This is a genomic window from Croceibacterium atlanticum (genome assembly GCF_001008165.2).
Taxonomy (GTDB): Bacteria; Pseudomonadota; Alphaproteobacteria; order Sphingomonadales; family Sphingomonadaceae; genus Croceibacterium_C; species Croceibacterium_C atlanticum.
The window spans coordinates 3,259,921-3,278,146 of sequence record NZ_CP011452.2; the positions used below are offsets into that span (position 1 = coordinate 3,259,921).

Consider the following 18,226-nt stretch of genomic DNA (forward strand, 5'->3'; position numbering starts at 1 on the left):
CAGAGGGCCGATTTCCTTGACATTGGCCGCGCGCTCCGGTCGGACGAATGCAGTTTACGCCCAGGAGGCTGGGAAAGAGCAAGTGCAGATCGATACCGATACGAAGGCGGCATGGTCGGAACCGCTGGCCGGTGTCCAGCGGGAACTGCTGGGCGCGCATTTCCTCCTGCTCGGTCGGTTATTGCGGAAGAGCGCGCGCCGGGATTTTGCCGGCGTCGAGCCGGATAGCCAGATGGAACGGCGGATCGTGCTCACCCTCTATCGGCTGGAGGAAGCGCGTGTTTCCGAACTGGCAATCCGGCTCGGCAATGACGTGTCGCAAGTCAGCCGGGCGCTGCGGGCCGGCCGGGATAGCGGCATTGTCGAACGGGAGAGGCAGCGCGATCCCTATCGCCTGACAGAAAAGGGCAAGCAGCTGGGAGCCTTGATCGACGAGGTCGCCTCACGCCGGGAAGAACAGCTGACCAAGGGGCTGAGCGCACAGGAAATGTTCGAACTGGCCAGTCTGCTGGGCATTCTGATGCACAATGCCGCGCAGATACTGGCTGAAGAAACGGCCAGGGCACGAGATGGCGCCGAGGCAGAGGATCCGGCCGATCAGGCTATGGCCGAAATGCCCAGCCGGGTGCAGCCGGCCGTGATCAATCTGGCGACGCTGATCATTCGCGGGGCAACCTTGTCCTTCAAAAGGCTGACCGGCATTTCAAATTATGAATGGCGGATCCTGGCCAATGTCGCCTATCGCCCTTCCATTCCCTTCATGGAAATCGTGAACCATGTTGATAGTGACAAGGCCCAGGTCAGCCGCGCACTGGATGCGATGGTCGGGGCCAATCTGCTGGAACGGAGCAAGGGCGGCCGGAACGAGCCTGTCCGTTTCCAGCTGACCGATGAAGGCTGGCGGATTCACGACATAATGCTGCAGGATGCAATCAGGCGGAATGTCGCCCTGGTAGAAGGGTTGCGCGATGTGCAGCGCCGGCGCCTGCAATCCTATGTCGATCTGCTCAACGCCAATGCCGCCGAAATGGCGGAAAATTGCGCGGCGGGGCAGGACTGAACCGGCAAGTCCGCGTCCTCCAGCCGTTCCCAGCTACCGCATGATCCAGCCATCGCCTTGATCGGCTTGCGTATTGGCGCGGGGAGGCAGCCTTTGTGGGATGCCCGGCGCGACGTTTTGATCCCAAGCGTGCACTTTATATGGTTGCCGCGTCCACCATCTGTTGCAGACCGGATCGCGGCGCTAGAGGACGATTCAGAGGCTTTTTTCGTCCTGCGCGGCCCGGCAGCACTCTGCCGCCGGATCAACGGATGGCGGAACATGGCCTTGCCGAACTGCCTGTTCGCATCGTGAAGATCGGGATGTGGCTGGGCATTCTGTCCTGATTATTGCGCAGGGCCATCCTGCACCGCCGCCATGGCGGAGAGAAAGACGCTGAATGATCCGCCGTATCCTTGCCCTGTTCGATCCCTTCATCGGTGCCCTGCTGGCGACTGTCGTGCTGGCATCCGTGCTTCCTGCGCGCGGTGGTTTCGTGCCGGTGGTGGACATCGCAGCCGATGCGGGGATCGTGCTGTTGTTCTTCCTGCACGGGGCAAAGCTCTCGCGCGAGGCGATTATTCAGGGCCTCGCCAATTGGCGACTGCATCTGACAGTCCTGGCAGCCACTTTCGTGATGTTCCCGCTGCTTGGCCTCGGCTTTGCCGCCGTGCCGGGCCTGCCGGTGGCGCTGGCATCGGGGCTGCTGTTCCTGACGCTGCTCCCTTCCACGGTGCAGAGTTCCATCGCCTTCACTTCCATCGCCCGGGGCAATGTCGCGGCTGCGGTTTGCACGGCATCCTTTTCCAACCTGCTCGGCATTTTCCTGACGCCGGTTCTGGCCGTGCTGCTGATGGGCGGATCGCAGGTGGAACTGAGCTTCGATTCCGTTACCAAGATCGTGCTGCAATTGCTGCTGCCGTTCCTTGTCGGCCATGCCCTTAGGCCGCTGATCGGCGCATTTGTGACGAAGCATAAATGGATCCTCTCTAAGGTTGATCGCGGCTCCATCCTGCTGGTTGTCTATGCAGCTTTCGGCGCTGCCGTGGTGGAGGGGTTGTGGAGCGAGGTTTCCTGGACCGACCTGGCCATCGTGCTGGCCTGCTGCAGTGTCCTGCTCGCCGTCGTTCTGGCGCTCACATGGTGGGCTGGCAAGCTGGTGGGCTTTTCCTACGAAGATCAGGTCGTGCTGCTCTTCGCCGGTTCAAAAAAGAGCCTGGCCTCCGGCGTGCCTATTGCGGGCGTGTTGTTCGCCCCGGCCGAAGTGGGTGCGATATTGCTGCCGCTGATGCTGTTCCACCAATTGCAGCTGATCGCCTGTGCGATCATTGCCAAGCGGCTTTCCGCGCGGCCGGATGTCGGGGGCAACCCCGCGGCCGCCTGAAACTCTTTGGCCGTATCTATCGTGTGCCGCCGTGCTCCGGGCCGGCTGACCGGGCGGATTCCCGTAAACCGAATCCCGCTTGCGGATGCGGTGTGGATTGATTGCGGCATCAAGAAAATAACCATGTCCAGCGGATTTCTGCAGATTTCCGGGGATCAAATTTGATCAGGCGCTTGGTGAAACGCGCCAAATTGTTGGTTTTACAAAAGATTATCCCGGGAAAGCGATTTTCTCAGTGAGGCTACCGATCTCGGCAATTGAAAACGGGCTGTTTACCATCGGCTGCTAGGTAATCTGCGGGGTCGTTCGGAACACAAGGTCGCAAGAAGAACGTATCCAAGAGAAGGTGGATGACAGCACTGACGGATCTTTGGCGAAACCAGCGCACCAGGCATGTGGCAATTGCTGCCCTGATTGCCTTTGCGCTCGGCATTTCCGGAATTGCTTCTCCGGCATCCAATTTCCTGCGTATCCTGCAATCGCGCCTGGCCAGCCACCCGGCGTCCGGCCAGGTGGTATTCATTGGCGCACCGGAAGATCTGGCCGATCCGTCCAGTCCCGGCCGCCGCGCCGCACTGGCCGACCTGATCGACGGTTTGGGAAGGGCAGGCCCGGCCAGGACATTCGTCACCGACGTTTTTGACAAGCCTTCCACGATCGAGGCTGACCGTCGCCTGGGCGATGCAGTTGCCGGCACGTCACAGATATATTTCGTTCGTCGTCACATGACGACCATGGGTGGAGACGAGACGCTGCGATCGCTGCCCATCATCACCGGCAATTCGGATGAGGTGGTGAGCAAGGAATGGGTCGATCCTTTCGGCTTTATCTGGCGCCTGCCATTCGCAGTCATGGATGATGGGCACAAATTGCCCAGCCTTCCCGCCGCTCTCGCAGGTCAGATCGGTCCCGCAGGCGAAAGTTTCGCCGTCGATTACTCGGTCAGCTATTCCACCATCCCCGCATTCACCATGGTGGAAGCCGCCACCATGCTTCGCACCGATATGCGCAAGGCGGAAGAAGCCTTTGCCGGCAAGACGGTGGTGATCGGCAGCGGCGTTGCCAACACCACCAATGTCGCGACCATACCGGGCCATCCCAAGGTGCCGGGGGCGATGGTATCCATCTATGGCGCGGAAACATTGCTGGCTGGGCTGCCGCCGGAATTCGCCTGGCCGACCATGTTGCTGTTCTTCACCGGCCTGACGCTGATCGTGGCGGTCATCAAGGTGAAGCGGGGCTCGCGGCGGATCGGTTACGGTCTGATTTCACTGACCCTGATCGGCCTGTTTGCCTTTTTCACGGCTGAACACTGGCCCGCCAATCTGGCCGAAACCGCGATATTCCTGGCAATCTATGGCGGGTTGCGCCTGTGGGTTGCGCGGCAGAATGCCAGCGCTCTCGTACATGAAGCGACCGGCCTGCCCACATTCAAGGCGCTGGAACGCGACCTGTTCCAGATGGGATCGGTCCACACGGCATCGGTCGTCGTGGCCAAGGTCCACCACTTCGATGAAGTGCTGTCCGCCCTGCCGGTGGAAAAACACGGCGAATATCTGAACATGATCGCTGATCGCCTGCGCATCACGCAGCGCGACCTGAAGATCTACACCAATGGCGGGCGCTATCTGGCATGGGCCGTGCAGGATCACGGCGATGTCCGGCTCGAAGCTCATCTCAAGGGATTGCGCGCCGTATTCTCCAGCCCGTTGAGTGTTGGCGGTACTGCCGTGGACGTGGTGATAACCTTTGGCGTGGATTCCACGTCCGAAGGTTCCCCCGTGCGCAAGATCGCTTCCGCCACTGCCGCCGCGGACAAGACATCGGAAGCGGTCGCGCCGATCCACTTCGCCAGTGCCTCCAGCGAGGCGGACCGCATCTGGAACATCTCGCTGCAAGCCAAGATCGACGATGCGCTGCGCACGGGCGAAATCTACGTCGTCTATCAGCCGCAGATCGATATACGCAGCGGCGCCCTTTTTGGGGCGGAGGCGCTTGTTCGTTGGGAGGATCCGGAACGCGGATCGATTTCCCCGTCCTACTTCATCGAACAATGCGAACAGGCGGGCCGCATGGAGGCGCTGACGCGCAAGGTCATGCGCGATGCGCTGTCCACCCTCGCAGCTTCGCCGCTGGCGGAAACCGGTTTCCAATTATCCGTGAACGTCTCGGCCACATTGCTGGCCGATTATCGCGTAGCGGAAATACTGGAAGAAGCGTTGGCGGGCGTCTCGCTCGATCCGACCCAGATTACGCTGGAAATCACCGAAACGGCGCGCATCGTCGATTACGTCAAGGCGGGCCTGGTTATGGAACGCCTGCGTCAGACCGGCGTGAAACTTTCGGTCGACGATTTCGGGGTTGGGGCGGCGAGCCTGGAAACCCTGCATGCCCTGCCGTTTGACGAGGTCAAGATCGACCGGAGCTTCGTGGCAAAAACGCCGGATGACCGGAAAGCCCGCAAAATTGTCGAATCGGTAACCATGCTTGGCAAGAGTCTAGGCATGACGGTTATCGCCGAAGGGGTTGAAGGGGTTGAAGGGGCTGATGTTGTCGAAAGACTAAAGGAGGCCGGCTGCGATATTGCGCAGGGCTATTACTTCGCCAAACCCGCGAAATTCAGCCGTTTAATGGAATTCGAAGCACCGGCAAAGCGCTTGACCGACGGGGTGCCACGCCGACGAGTATAGTAAATACTTTACAAACAGACATGGTTAATTCTAACTACGGCTTCCAGCACAAGGAGGTCGAATCATGTCCAATCGTAAAACTATGCAGGCACCGAAGGCTCGCACGGCTCAGTCCGCTCGTGGCTTCTGGGAATGGCTGCTCGGCGGATATTACCGCTAAGGCTTAGGCCGAACCGAGTTTCGAAAGGGGCCCAATCGGGCCCCTTTCTTTTTGGTGATTGGATACCTTGCAAACACAGCCCTAAGTCACTGGACTGACTCGACTCTGTGCACGCGTTAAGACACCCTCCGCCAATCGCTAAAACGGAGGATCTAATGGCTGATAATTCTGTGGTTCATATGGGCGAGAATTCGCCTGAACAAGTTGCCTACAGGCTCATGGGATTAATCGCGCGAACCGAAGGCTATACTTTGGTTGGAATGGGGGACGCACCGCCCCGAGAATGGATCATTAAGACGTTTGCAGCCTGTCTTCACGCCGTGAAAGCCCCGAGTTATCCAGAAGACGCGATTGCCCTTCTTCCAGAAAAGCGCGGATAGTCTCTGCGACGTTGACTAGTTTGCTGGGACTTGCGCCACTCGCAGCTGCGAGGCGCGCGACCTCAAACCTTGCTCCATACATTTTCATTTCTCCTGACATGAAAAAGCCCGCTCAATCGGCGGGCTTCTCTTCCGTTCGGCCAATACTTGCCAGCAAGATCTTCAAGCCATTTGCGGGGCTAAACCAATCCCGATGGTGACGGATGGAAACTGGCCGCTGTCGAGCCGGTCACTTGGGTGGGGCAACGCCCGAATCCGCGAGCTTTTCACAGCTTCTCGGCTGGATTCTCCTGCTCGTCCGCGCCGGCGACAAGCACCTGGTTTCGGCCGGAATGCTTGGCCTTGTAGAGCGCCTCGTCGGCAGAACGCAGTGCCTTGCGCGGATCTTCGTCGGCAAACACATCCGCCACACCGGCCGAGAAAGTGATATGCCCGATCGGCTCGTTAGTGTCGCGATTGATCAGGCGCAGCGCGCCGAGCGTCTCGCGCGCCTGATCCAGCGCATCTTTCGATTGCAGCACATCCTTGCCGCGGAACAGCATCACGAACTCCTCGCCGCCATGACGGGCGACGTGGCAACGCTCGTTGGAAATCCTGCTCAGCACCTTGGCCACCATTTTCAGCACACGGTCGCCCGCATCATGGCCATGCGTATCATTCACTCGCTTGAAGTGGTCGATGTCGCAAAAGGCAAGGCTCAGCGCTTCGTCATTTTCGCGTGCCTTTTCGCAGGCAGCGGTAAATTGCACCTCAAAGGCACGGCGATTGGGAAGGCCGGTCAGGTGGTCCTGTTCGGCATCGCGCTTCATCTGGCCCATCTGCCGGCGCAGCTTGCGCGCTTCTTTCTCGCGCGAGCTTAGCTCTCCTTCTATCGCGCGGGTCCGTTCGGCCATGCGCTGGGTGAGCGAGACGAGCCGGCCGACAAGATTGTCTGTTCCGCCGTCCATTTCTTTCAGTTCGCAGGCGTGGCGCTGAAGATCGCTGCTGTAATCGCTGGCCGCACTGCGCGCGGCGGTGGCTTGCCGCGAAAATTGTGTCAGCACTTCATCCAGCTCGGACATCAGGCGCCGCGACATCTCCGCCTCATGGACTTCGGATTCGTGGTCCGGATGCGCATCGAGCCAGGCCTGGGTGATCCCGCCATGGGCGGAAAGCTGCGCCACCTGGAAGGCAAGGCGCGGCTTGCCGCCCGATGCAACGTGGAATGCGGTGGCCAGATTGGCCGGGTTCACTTCCAGATCATTGTCGATCAGGAATGCGCTGATCTGTTCCAGCAATTGGTGCTTCGGATCCGGCCGGCCGCCCATGCCGACATTGTCGGTGATCGGCGCGGATGCACCGGTGCGCAGCCAATTGCCGAGCGGCCGACGTGCGGCGAGGGAGGGAGAGCGGATGAACATGCCCATAAGAACGGAACGTTCACTAAGAAATTCAGCCCATCACACGGAAAACTGGAGATAAATCGCCGGAATTTAACCCGCTATTTACCCTGAATCTTAGTATTATCGCACAATATCGCCAAGCAGCGCATCACCAGGGAAGGGCGATGGGTAGGTCTGGTCTTCCACCTGTGGCATTCCGGCTTGTGGATCGCCCACGAATTCCTCGCTCTGGAAGGCAAGCCACAGGGCCTGTGCAACATGGCTCACGCCAAGGCGCTGCATGATCTTGGAGCGATAGATTTCGACCGTGCGCGGGCTGAGATCCAGTTCCAGTGCAATTCGCTTGTTCGATCCGAAACGGGCGAGGGCGGCCAGCACTTCGCGTTCGCGGCGCGAGAGGGACTGAAGCCTGCGCGAGGCCGATGCGCGCGCGCTCTGCTTGCGGACGATCTGTTCCATCCGGATTTCGGCTTCGTCCAGGACGCCGGCGAATTCATCGAGATCGAAGGGCCAGACCAGATGGCCGTGCGAACCCGACTGGACGGCTTTTACAATGAGCCTGTGATCGCCGCCGTCGCAACAGGTGATGAGCGGCAGCCAGTGACCCCGGCGGGCCATCTGTTCCTGAACTTCTGCTACGTCCCCTGCATCCTTGACATAACAGAGCGCTACAGCGCCCTTGACGGGCACGGCGTCGAATTCGTCGAAACTGTCCGCCGGACTGATCTGCCAGCCGCCAGTCGAGAATAATTTGGTAACTTCCGCCCGGGTGCGCGTGTCGGCCCCGATGAAGAAGATGCTGTGAATTGAAGGCATGATCCCCGACTGTCTGTGTCCATACATTCGGAACCTGGAAACAGGCCCCCCGATGGGACAAACGTCTGCGAAAACCGCAATTGGGCAATTGTCGACCTTGTCCGAATAGCGGAAGCCGAAGCTCCTGGCGGCAAGACCCGACTATCCGTTAACCCTGGTGCTGCTGTTTTCGCAGGAGAATGGCCCCCCATCTCCGTTGTCCCCAACAGGGTTTATAACGAAAGGAGCCGCAAATAGAACCGGTTTGTCTCGAAACGGGAAACCATAGGAGATCAACTAAAGTTGATTCCGCAAGTAAACCCGTTTTTCGTATCAGGCTGTCTGGGAAAATGCCTGCTGGATATCGGCAAGGTCCTGTCGCACCAGCCGCAGGCGATCGGCATCGAAATCGGTGACACAATCGAGCAGGGCCCGACGGGCAGAGCCATAGACCTGCAGCAGCGCGCCTGCGAGCGGTGCGCCCCGGTCCACCCCCATTTCCAGCGCGGTCAGGGCGGTCAGTGCCCGCGTGATCGATTTGCTGCGCAGGGTGGGTGTTGCCGGGCCCCGCGCGGCGATTGCGCCGCCAAGACCTTCGATCACCTGGCTCAGGCAGAAGCGCACGAGATCGGCGGAATTGCCGCCCGATACGCGTGCGTCGATTTCGCTGCGGCGATAGGCTTCGTGGGGATCGGTCAGCGCAAGCATGTCAGTTCTGCGAATTCCAGGCGTCGATCTGCTGTTGCAGGAAGGTCAGGGTGGATTGCGATGCGGCAATCCGCGAATCCGCCACCGAGAAACGGCTGGCGAGTGAAGCGCGCAGGTTTTCCTGCTTTTCCGCCACCTTCTCCAGCGCTTCGGCCACGTCGCTGGTCTGCGACTGGTAGCGGCTGATGGAAGAGGCGAGCGAGGCGGGGTTGGAAGTGGAAAGGGCCGCCCGTTCGATGCTGTACAGCTTGGCATAGACGCCGTTGACCCCGGTGGTGAACATGGCGGTCACGCTTTCCGGGTCGGCTTCCAGCACGCGCTGCAATTGCGCGGTGTCCAGCGCGAAAGTGCCGTCCCGCTGGGTGCTGAGGCCCAGTTCCGCCAGCGTGCGCGGCGCGCCTGCCGGGGCATTGGGCATGATTTCCGCACTGGCCAGTTCCTGGAAGGCGCGGCGCAGGGCACGTGCGCCCGGATCGCGGGCCAGTTCGCCGGTCAGCGCGTCAGTGGCAGGCAGAAGTTCCGCCAGCACTTCGTTCAGCGCCGTCACCAGGTCATCCATCATGGATCCGATCGCTTCGGTCGGGTCCTTGAACCCGATCGTGGTCGGAGATCCGATATTCGTGCCGGTCAGTTCCAGTGCCAGCCCGGGCGCGACTTCGCCCACATTGTTGCTGGCGCTGGTCATGGGCAGGCCATCCAGCTTGTAGGAGGCATCGCCCGATACGGCCAGCAGCCGGGAAGGGGCGCCCCCGGAACCGGGATCCCATGCCAGCGCAGACAGCCCTTCTTCGCCGGGCGTTTCCACCGCTTCGACGATGAAACCGTTCAGTGCCCCTTCTTCACCCTTGAAGACCAGCTGTGCACCGGCAGTTGTCTGCGCCACATATGCCGTGACGCCGGCACCCTGGGCGTTGATGGCGCGCGCTACATCGGCCAGCGTCGATCCGCTGTCCAGATCCACGGTCAGCGCCGTCTGGCCGCTATCCTCCGTAAAGCCGGAAGCAGTCGCGGTGCCGAAACGGAAAGTCAGCGAACCGGCGCCCACCACGGTATCTGCCCCGGCAAAGGCCGGGCTGGTCAGCGTTTGCGCCCTGGCCAATTGTTCCACTTCCAGCGTGTAGCTGCCCGAACCGGCGGTTCCGATCGGGGAGGAAACACGCGCTATCGCGGAATTGGCAATATTCGGCTGGGCCGACAAATCGCCCGCGCGGACACGGTCGCCCAGCGCGGAAACGAATTGGGCAAGGATGTTCTTGATCGATGAGGCGGAGGAAATCTGCGTTTCCAGCGTCTCGCTCTTTTCGGTCAGGCGGGTGACGCGATCTTCATATTGCGCCGTTGCGAGCTGCGTCGCCAGCGCCGACATGTCGACCCCGCTGCCCGCACCGAGCGACGTGACGATCGAGGAAGATATCGAATTGTCCACCATGGTGAGAAGAACGGCTTTCCGGGCGCAGGGTTAAGGGGGTGATCAGGCTTGCAGGCGGCCATCGGCGTCGAAACGCAGTTCGGCCGGAACATCGATGATCGGGACCGGCGGCTTTTCCCCTCGCTTGAGCGAGAAGACGAAGGCCAGCACGGCGGCAATCGCGGCGTAAAGCTCTTCCCGGATCGTCTGGTTTTCGCGCGTGGTGAAATAGACCGAACGGGCAAGCTGCGGATATTCCAGCATCGGCACGCCAAGTTCACGCGCCAGTTCCTTCATCGCCTGCGCCTTGTCGCCGCGCCCCTTGGCCAGCACGAAGGGGGCCGATGCCTTGGCGGGGTCGTAAGTCATGGCGACAGCGAAATGGGTCGGGTTGGTCAGCACGAATTGCGCTTCGCGCATGGCATGGGCGACACCGCCCGCCGCCAGTTCGCGCTGCCTTTGCCGGCGTGCTGCCTTTGCTTCGGGGGAGCCTTCCATCTCCTTGTTTTCATCGCGCATTTCCTGGTGGCTCATCTTCAGGCGCATGTTGCGGCGGATAAGCTGGATCGGAAAATCCACCATGGCGATGATCACCAGCCCGGCCGCCAGCGAGAACAGCAGCGATGTGATCGCGCCCCAGCCGGCGGCGAGCTGATGGGCGATATTGCCGCGGCCCAGCCCGGCAATCGTTTCCAGCCAGTTGACGCCCCAGAAATAGGCGATGGTTCCCAGCAGGGCGACCTTGAGCAAACCCTTGCCCATTTCGATCAGGCCATTCGGGCCGAACATGCGCTTCAGCCCTGAGGCCGGATTGATGCGCGATCCCTTGAAATTGAGGTTTTCGATCACCCAGCGCCCGTCTCCGCCAAAGCCGAGCTGGGTCAGCAGCGTCACCAGAACCACGGGCAGGGCAATGGTGGCGAGCAGCGGGAGGATGAAGAACAATCCGCCGCGCAGCATGGAGCCGGGTTCGAAATCGATCAGGTCGCGCCGGTCGAACACGAAGCCGGACCGCAGGATCCCGGTCAGATCGCTGAACACCCAGGGGCCGGCAAAGGTCAGCCAGGCCGCGCCCAGCAGGATCACCGCCGCGCTGGACAATTCCTTTGACCGAAGGACATCGCCCTTCAGCGCCGCGTCGCGTTTGCGCTTCGCGGTTGGGGCGAAGGTTTTTTCGCCGGCGGTCTCGCTCATGGCGTCATCACCTGTTCGACCTGCAGCAGCGATGTTTCTGCAATGTCGATGAACTGGTCATAGATCAGCGGCGCGGCGATGATCATGGCGGCGATACCCGCCAGCACGCCCGCAGGCAGGCCCAGCGCGAACAGGTTGAGGGACGGTGCAGAGCGGCTGAGAACCCCGGTCAGCAATTGTACGAGCAGGAGAACGAGAGTGACGGGCAGGGCAATGCGCAGCCCCGTTTCGAACATCAGCCCGGCAAAGCCGCCGATCATCTCGTACCGTTCGGGTCCCAGCCATGTCTGCCCCGGGGGGAAGGTGCGATAGCTTTCCATCAGCAGCCCGATCCATTGCAGATGGGCGCCAAGAACCAGGAAGATCAGCGTCAGGACGATGGTGAAATATTGGCCGAAAGCGGTTGATTGAACCCCGCTATTGGGATCGACGGCGGTCGCCATGCTCATGCCCATGCCGCCGCCGATCAGTTCGGCCGCGATCAGCGGTGCGGCAAAGGCGATCTGCAGGACGAAGCCCAGAACCAGCCCCATCAGAACTTCGCCCGCCACGGCCAGCAGGCCGACTGCGGAAAACAGTTCCGGCGGGGTGGCGATGGGAGGCATCCAGTTGAAGGCAAAAATGGCCAGCGCTCCGGTGGCGCAGACGCGCACGGTAACGGGTACGGCCGCGCCCCCGAAAAAGGGCGCGGCCAGAAGCGCGGCACCGATCCGCACCATCAGGAAAACAACGATCAGGAATTGTTCCTCGATCGCGCCGAGGCCGAAATCCAGTGCGATCATCGGCCGATCCTGGCGATCTCCAGGAAGATGTCCTGCATGAAGTCGCTCACCAGTGCCATCATCGAGCCGCCAAGCAGGACGAGCACGATGGCGATGGCGGCAAGCTTGGGGACGAAGGTAAGGGTCTGTTCGTTGACCGAAGTCGCCGCCTGGATCAGGCCGATCACCAGGCCCACGGCCATGCTGGCCAGCAGCACGGGCGCCGCCACCAGCGCCGTGACCCACAGCATCTGGTCCGTCAGCGAGAGAAGGGTGGGAAGCTCGTTCATCGACTTATCCGAAACTTGAAGCGAGCGAGCCCATCAGCAGCGCCCAGCCGTCCACCAGGACGAAGAGCAGCAGCTTGAAAGGCAGCGATACCAGCATGGGCGACATCATCATCATCCCCAGCGACATCAGCACGCTGGAAACAACGAGATCGATGATCAGGAATGGCAGGAACAGCATGAAGCCGATCTGGAACGCCGTCTTCAGCTCGCTGGTGACGAAGGCCGGAAGCAGGATGCTGAAAGGCACGTCCTGCGGGGAGGCGAAACGGGGCACGTCGGCAATATCGGCGAACATTTCCAGGTCGGTTTCGCGCGTCTGGCGGATCATGAAGGCGTGAAACTGGTCGCCCGCGGAAGCGATTGCCTGTTCGGCGTTGATCTCTCCGGCGGAATAGGGCGCGAGCGCGGCGTCGTTCACCCGTTCCAGCGTCGGCGCCATCACGAACAGCGACAGGAACAGCGACAATCCCACCAGCACCTGATTGGGCGGGGATTGTTGCAGGCCCAGCGCCTGGCGGAGAATGGCGAGCACCACGATGATCCGCGTGAAGCTGGTCATCATCAGGATCAGGGCCGGCAGGATCGTCAGCAGGCCCATGACCAGCAGCAGCTGGAGCGAAAGGCTCAACGGTTCGCCGCCCGCGCCGCCCAGTTCGCCAAAGGCGCGGTCCAGCGCGCCGGGCATGGCGTTCTGTGCCTGCGCAGCCACATCCTGCGCCCGGGCCAGTGCCGGGGCAGCGGCCGCGATCAGGGCGCCGCCAAGGGCAGACAGGCGCTTCATTCCTCGATCTCCGACCTTGGCCGCGCCGGCGCTTCGGCCAGGCGGACGAGCCCGTTGCGGGAGGTGGAAACGAGGATTTCACGGCCGTGGAATTCAAGCACGGCCAGGCGCATGGTCGGCGAAAGCATGGTGGTTTCCACGATCCGCACGGAGCGCGTGCCGCTTTGCGGGGCGCCGAAACGGCCCTGCATACGCTGGGCCAGTTTCAGGCTGCCCCAGATCATCAGTCCGATCAGCGGCAGCAGGACCAGCAGTTTGACGACATACCAGAACATGGATTGCGTTACTCCGCAGAGGGCATTTCGGCCTGGCCGAATGCGGCCATGCCCGAAGCAGCGGCAGGTGCCGGGGGCGGGGTGGGCGCAGCGCGCGGAGCAGAACCCTGGCCGTTCGCGCCGACCAGTTCGAGGATCCTGAGGCCGAAGCGATTGCCTTCGGCCACGACTTCGCCCCGGGCGATCAGCTTGCCATTGACCATCACGTCCAGCGGTTCATCGGTCAGACGGTCCAGCGTGACCACGCTTTCTTCGGCCAGGCCAAGCACGTCGCGCAGGCGCATCTGCGTGCGGCCCAGTTCGACGGTAAGACGGACATCGATGTCCTGAATCAGGCCGAAGCCATCGGCTGAGAAGGTCATTGCGCTTCCTTTCCGGAAAATGTCTGGGATATTTGCAGGGCGATCTGATCGTCGAGTTCGCCCACATGGCCGCGCGCGATCATTGTATCGCCGATCTTCAACGGCACGTTTCGGGCAACCGCCACCGGCAGAACCATGCCGGGTTGAAGGGCGGCGAGCCGGGAAAGCGGGATGTCCATGTCCACCAGCGTCGCGCGCATTTCCAGCGGGACATCGGCAAAGGGACGGTCCAGGGGGCTGGCCGGTTCGCGCGGGCCGTCGGCAGTATTCTTTGCGCTTTGCGACAGCAGCGCGGGCAGGGCTTCCAGATCGGTTTCGAAACGAACGGTCCAGGGATCCGCATCCCCGCGTTCGATTTCCAGCGTCAGGACGGCCAGCTCCTTCCCCTCGGGAAAGGGGGAGAGCAGAGAATAGCGGGCATTCCCGCCGACATTGCGCAGGGCGCATTTGGCACCCAGCGCATTGATGAAGCCATCGGCCATGCGTTGCTGGATCTTGCGGGCCAGCAATTCCGCCGATTTAGGCAGGGCGGCCGGAACTTCATCGTCATCGATATCGCCGGTGCCACCGAAAGTGCGGTCCAGCTCCGCCAGAATGATGCGCGCGTCGATCGACAGCAGCAGCCGATGGTTCGTGGCGCCCAGCGCCATCAGCGCATTGGCCGTCAGCGGGCCCGTCAGCCGGGCAAAGGTTTCCGATCTGGCCGTCTGTGCGCCCAGCGATTTAATCTTGGGTTCCTGATCACCGAAAAATTCCGCCAGTTCTTCCGCCAGCGACTTGGCCAGGCTTTCGCCCGCGCGCGACAGCTGCGGCATCAAATCGTTCGGAGCTGCCGAACGTCTGGCCCGCAGCGCGTCGCAATGGTTCGCGGCGACACTCGCCGCGACAGGGAAGCCTTGTTGCATCATTGGACGATGAAGGTCCGGAAATAGACCCGGTCGACACCGCCGAAGCCTTCACGGTCGACCAGCACTTCATTGATCGCGTCGGTCATCCGCTGTTGCAGCTTCTTCTTGCCTTCAGGCGTGAACACTTCCTCTTCGCCCGTATTGGCCAGTTCCACCAACATGCGCGAACGGATCGCTGTCTGATGTTCCTTCAGCCACATCAGCACGCGGCCATCGCGCTGGGTCGATGCGGCAAGGCTCACCTGCACCAGCGCTTCGGAATTCTTCAGGTTGGAAGTGAAATCATCGCCGAAGTCGAAATAGGCGGTGCGGTATTTGCTGCCGCCTTCGCCATAGACCATCTCGATCTCTGCCTCGCCCTTGCCTGCGGGCAGGGCATAGGGATCTTCTTCTCCCTTGAGGACAAGCTGCGGGCCCTGCGGCTCTGCCGGTTCGGCCTGCGCCCCGCCACCGATGATGCCGGCTGCCATCAGGCCGAAGACACCGCCGCCGCCGGCTGCCAGCAGGACCAGCCCCATCAGCAGCTTGGTGACCATGCCCATGCCTTTTTTCTTCGGCTTCTTGTCTTCCTGTTCGTCGCTCATGTCAGTTCCTGCGGGATAATGCTGTCGGTTCGGGTTCAGGCGAAGATGCCGCTGCGGGGCTCGCCGCCGGGCTGGTTCTGATCGCTGTCGCGCATGTCGGCGCGCCCGTGCGGCTGATCCTGCCGGGCGGTGCTGTTGTTGCTGCCATTGCCGGCACCGGCTTCACGCTCGGCGGTTCCGCCACGCGTCTGCGCGTTCTGATGTTGCTGGCTGTTGGTTCCGGACTGGTCGTTGCCGGAAAACTGGCCGCGATCGGCGGCCATGGCGGCGGCAATGGCGCGATGCGCATCCGGATCGCGCGCCGAAAGTTCCACCGCCAGGCGGCCGTCCTGCCGCTGGTCGATGCGAAGGGAAAGTTCGCCGAATTCGGCATGGTCGATGGAAAAATCCGCCGTGGCCGGGGCTGCCGCCTCACGCGCGGCCACCAGCCGGTTGACGATCTGCATCAGATCCTGCCGCGCATCCATATTGGCGGCGGGATTGAGGGAGGGGATATTCGTTCCGCCATGTGCCGCCGGTTGCGGCGCGGCTGGAATGGCCGGTGCCGCCGTCGCCTGCGTGAACGCATCGCTGCCGGTCTGCACCGTTTCGATCACGCCCTGGGCGTGCACCGTTTGGGCCTGGCGGACGATCTCGGGACGCTGCCCGCCCTGCTGCATATCCTGCCGCCCGGTCCCGGCCGAGCTATCCGCCAGATCCGCATTGGCGGAGCGATCGGCCATGCGCAGCGAAACCGCCGGCGCCTGATCCATTTCCGCCCTGCCTGCCTGTTTCGGATCGGCCGGTTTCGGATCGGCCTGCTTCGGATCATTTTGCTTCTGAGCCAGCATGGCGGCATTCGATTGCGCGCCCTGCATCATGTCCGGCTTGTCAGTCGCGGAGGGTGTAATGGGCGCTTCCTGTGCAGTCACGGCAAGCAGCGGAGCGGCGCCGACCAGCATGGCCGCATCGGCGATTTCCTGGCCGTCTTCGGTCTTATCCGCGCTTTCTCCATTTTCGGAGATTGTGATCTCCTTTGCTTCGCCGCCAGCCGCGATCGGCAGCGTAACGGGCAAGGCGACCGGCAAGGCAGCCGGCAAGGAAAGCGGCAAGATCTTGCCGGTCTTAACCATAAGCGGCAGCGTACTGCCGTCGGCAGGTTCGGCGGATGGCAGACTACCGCCTTCTTCGCCGGGAAGCGCATCTTCGGGGGAGAGGGATTTGAGCATCCCATCCTTGCCCTGCAACGGTTTTACGAGACTGGCGAGAAGGCCCGAAAAGTCAGGTTTTGCGCCATTTTCTGCGCTTGCGAACTCGACCATACCCTTCAGACCCTTGGCGGGGCCGGACGGGGAAAGCGCGTCGAGAAAGGAAGGTAGAGATTGCATGTGCCTGCCTGTGCGTTCTGTTGCCTTCCTTGCTATTCAAGTTCCGTGCCAGTCCTCCGGGCAGGGGTGGAATCAGGCTTCGCAAGCCGATCAATGATCGCACGATGTACATCGCGGCGATTATCTTCGGCACGGCGGCGCTTGCGGTCGGCAATGGCCAGTTCGGCCAGTCTTTCATCGGCGGCGTCGCGCGCCTGGCTGGCCTGCTGTTCGGCCGTACGGCCGAGCTCGTTCATATGGGCGCTGAGCAAGGTCGCGCCGCGCAGATCCGCGCCGTCCCGCGCACCGTCGCGCAAGGCATAAAGCTGGGCGAGGGAGCGGGTCCGTTCGGAAAGCTTTTCCAGCTTCTGCCGCACCAGTTCCGCGCGATGCGCTTCGGCTGCGGCCTGGCGATGTTCGCTGGACCGCAGCCGCTCGATCAGGCGCACCCGGCGCAGGCGCTGGCGGTCACTGGTCATTGCCGATCAGCTCTTCCAGCTGTTCCAGCGACTGGGGGAGCGACACACGCTCGCCCACATCCTGTGAAAGGAAAGCGGCCAGACGCGGGGCCAGGGCAATGCCCCGGTCCAGCACGGCATCCGCGCCCTGGCGATAGGCACCCATCAGCACGAGATCGCGATTGCTTTCATAGCTGGAGGAAAGGGCGCGAAACTTGCGGGCCAGCTGCACCTGATGCGGCGGCACCACGTCGTTCATCACCCGGCTGAGAGAAGCGCCGACATCCACGGCGGGATATTGCCCGCGCTGCGCCAGTTCGCGCGACAGCACGATATGGCCGTCCAGAATTGACCGCGCGGTATCCACCACCGGATCGTTCTGGTCGTCGCCATCGGCCAGCACGGTATAAAGGCCGGTGATCGACCCCCCGCTTTCGGCCGAATTACCGGCCCGTTCGACCAGCTTGGTAATGGCGGAAAGGGCGGAAGGCGGATAGCCGCGCGCCGCGCCGGGTTCGCCCAGCAGGATGCCGATCTCGCGCGCTGCATGGGCGATGCGCGTCAAACTGTCCTGGATCAGCAGCACGCGGTGCCCCTGCGCGCGGAAATATTCGGCCAGGGAAGTGGCGAACAGCGCCCCGCGCAGCCGCAGATTGGCGGCATGGTCAGCCGGCACGGCAACCACGGCGGTGCGCGTGCCCGTTTCTCCGCGCATGTGGCGCGTGACGAAATCGGACACTTCGCGCGCGCGTTCACCGATCAGGCCGACCACGACGATATCGGCCTGCGCCCCTTGGGCAATCATGTCGATCAGGACGGATTTGCCGACGCCGGACCCGGCCATGATGCCCACGCGCTGGCCCACGCCGAAAGTGGTCAATGCGTTCAGCGCGCGAATGCCGGTGTCGAATGGTTCGGTAACGCTGGCGCGATCCAGCGCGCCGCTGCGCTTTCCGCCGGCGGGCCAGTCGGCAATCGCATGGACCGGAGGCCCGCCATCGATCGGGTTGCCCTGTCCATCGACCGCGCGGCCGAGAAATTGTTCGCCCACCGGCAACATGCCGGGGCGCCCTTCGGCCCGGACCGGAACACCGGGGCGCAGAAGAACCGTGTCGCCCAGCAGCATCATCATCGTGCGGCCATTGCGGAAACCGATGACTTCCGCGGTCAGGGCCTGCCCCTTGCCATGGTCTATGCGGCACAGGCCGCCGACAGGCACGGCCAGCCCGCTCGCTTCGATCAGGCCGCCATCGCATGCCGTGACCCGGCCGAAACGGCGGGGGCTGAGATCGATCGGCGCGACCGCGAGCTCATCCAGCAT

The 18,226-nt window shown here is 62.2% G+C and carries 19 protein-coding genes; 4 read left to right on the forward strand and 15 right to left on the reverse strand.

Annotated features, from left to right (window positions below):
• The first annotated feature begins 82 nt into the window (after positions 1-82).
• The 4 genes from WYH_RS15415 (at position 83) to WYH_RS16920 (ending at position 5,653) form a co-directional block, all read left to right on the forward strand.
• Entirely contained in the window at positions 83-1,060 is a 978-nt protein-coding gene (locus tag WYH_RS15415) for a MarR family winged helix-turn-helix transcriptional regulator (protein WP_046904533.1), read from the forward strand.
• 379 nt (positions 1,061-1,439) lie between these two features.
• On the forward strand, positions 1,440-2,423 hold the full coding sequence (locus WYH_RS15420) for a bile acid:sodium symporter family protein (protein WP_046904534.1): 984 nt from the start codon (positions 1,440-1,442) through the stop codon (positions 2,421-2,423).
• A 350-nt stretch (positions 2,424-2,773) separates the two neighbouring features.
• On the forward strand, positions 2,774-5,113 hold the full coding sequence (locus WYH_RS15425; protein WP_046904535.1) for an EAL domain-containing protein: 2,340 nt from the start codon (positions 2,774-2,776) through the stop codon (positions 5,111-5,113).
• Between the two features lie 315 nt (positions 5,114-5,428).
• Positions 5,429-5,653, forward strand: a complete 225-nt coding sequence (locus WYH_RS16920; protein WP_156320164.1) for a hypothetical protein — start codon at positions 5,429-5,431, stop codon at positions 5,651-5,653.
• Between the two features lie 266 nt (positions 5,654-5,919).
• Here the strand turns inward: WYH_RS16920 and WYH_RS15430 are convergent, their stop codons facing one another.
• The 15 genes from WYH_RS15430 to WYH_RS15500 all read right to left on the reverse strand — a co-directional run bounded on the left by WYH_RS15430 (position 5,920) and on the right by WYH_RS15500 (position 18,226).
• On the reverse strand, positions 5,920-7,053 hold the full coding sequence (locus tag WYH_RS15430) for a GGDEF domain-containing protein (protein ID WP_235979564.1): 1,134 nt from the start codon (positions 7,051-7,053) through the stop codon (positions 5,920-5,922).
• A gap of 102 nt (positions 7,054-7,155) precedes the next feature.
• Positions 7,156-7,851: a response regulator transcription factor gene (locus WYH_RS15435; RefSeq protein WP_053833631.1), complete on the reverse strand. Its 696-nt coding sequence runs from the start codon at positions 7,849-7,851 to the stop codon at positions 7,156-7,158.
• A 312-nt stretch (positions 7,852-8,163) separates the two neighbouring features.
• The gene (locus WYH_RS15440; RefSeq protein WP_046904536.1) at positions 8,164-8,538 is read right to left on the reverse strand and encodes a flagellar protein FliS; all 375 of its coding nucleotides are present in this window, start codon (positions 8,536-8,538) and stop codon (positions 8,164-8,166) included.
• 1 nt (position 8,539) lies between these two features.
• Positions 8,540-9,967, reverse strand: a complete 1,428-nt coding sequence (gene fliD / locus WYH_RS15445; protein ID WP_046904537.1) for a flagellar filament capping protein FliD — start codon at positions 9,965-9,967, stop codon at positions 8,540-8,542.
• A gap of 42 nt (positions 9,968-10,009) precedes the next feature.
• Entirely contained in the window at positions 10,010-11,140 is a 1,131-nt protein-coding gene (locus WYH_RS15450; protein WP_046904538.1) for an EscU/YscU/HrcU family type III secretion system export apparatus switch protein, read from the reverse strand.
• A complete protein-coding gene (gene fliR / locus WYH_RS15455) occupies positions 11,137-11,922 on the reverse strand; it encodes a flagellar biosynthetic protein FliR (protein ID WP_046904539.1) in 786 nt (261 codons plus the stop codon). The genes WYH_RS15450 and fliR overlap by 4 nt, the downstream gene beginning before the upstream one ends.
• Positions 11,919-12,191, reverse strand: a complete 273-nt coding sequence (locus WYH_RS15460) for a flagellar biosynthetic protein FliQ (protein WP_046904540.1) — start codon at positions 12,189-12,191, stop codon at positions 11,919-11,921. Before WYH_RS15460 ends, fliR begins: the two co-directional genes overlap by 4 nt.
• Positions 12,192-12,195: 4 nt before the next feature.
• Complete coding sequence (gene fliP, locus WYH_RS15465; RefSeq protein WP_046904541.1) at positions 12,196-12,972, reverse strand: flagellar type III secretion system pore protein FliP; 777 nt, start codon at positions 12,970-12,972, stop codon at positions 12,196-12,198.
• Positions 12,969-13,247: a flagellar biosynthetic protein FliO gene (locus tag WYH_RS15470; RefSeq protein WP_046904542.1), complete on the reverse strand. Its 279-nt coding sequence runs from the start codon at positions 13,245-13,247 to the stop codon at positions 12,969-12,971. Before WYH_RS15470 ends, fliP begins: the two co-directional genes overlap by 4 nt.
• Before the next feature lie 8 nt (positions 13,248-13,255).
• Entirely contained in the window at positions 13,256-13,609 is a 354-nt protein-coding gene (gene fliN, locus WYH_RS15475) for a flagellar motor switch protein FliN (protein WP_046904543.1), read from the reverse strand.
• Entirely contained in the window at positions 13,606-14,424 is an 819-nt protein-coding gene (locus WYH_RS15480; protein WP_053833632.1) for a FliM/FliN family flagellar motor switch protein, read from the reverse strand. The genes fliN and WYH_RS15480 overlap by 4 nt, the downstream gene beginning before the upstream one ends.
• A gap of 89 nt (positions 14,425-14,513) precedes the next feature.
• Positions 14,514-15,101: a flagellar basal body-associated FliL family protein gene (locus WYH_RS15485; RefSeq protein WP_046904545.1), complete on the reverse strand. Its 588-nt coding sequence runs from the start codon at positions 15,099-15,101 to the stop codon at positions 14,514-14,516.
• A gap of 35 nt (positions 15,102-15,136) precedes the next feature.
• Complete coding sequence (locus WYH_RS15490) at positions 15,137-16,402, reverse strand: hypothetical protein (protein ID WP_046904546.1); 1,266 nt, start codon at positions 16,400-16,402, stop codon at positions 15,137-15,139.
• 98 nt (positions 16,403-16,500) lie between these two features.
• Positions 16,501-16,926 (reverse strand): hypothetical protein, encoded by a 426-nt coding sequence (locus tag WYH_RS15495; RefSeq protein ID WP_046904547.1) that lies wholly within the window; start codon positions 16,924-16,926, stop codon positions 16,501-16,503.
• Positions 16,916-18,226: a FliI/YscN family ATPase gene (locus WYH_RS15500; RefSeq protein ID WP_046905266.1), complete on the reverse strand. Its 1,311-nt coding sequence runs from the start codon at positions 18,224-18,226 to the stop codon at positions 16,916-16,918. The genes WYH_RS15495 and WYH_RS15500 overlap by 11 nt, the downstream gene beginning before the upstream one ends.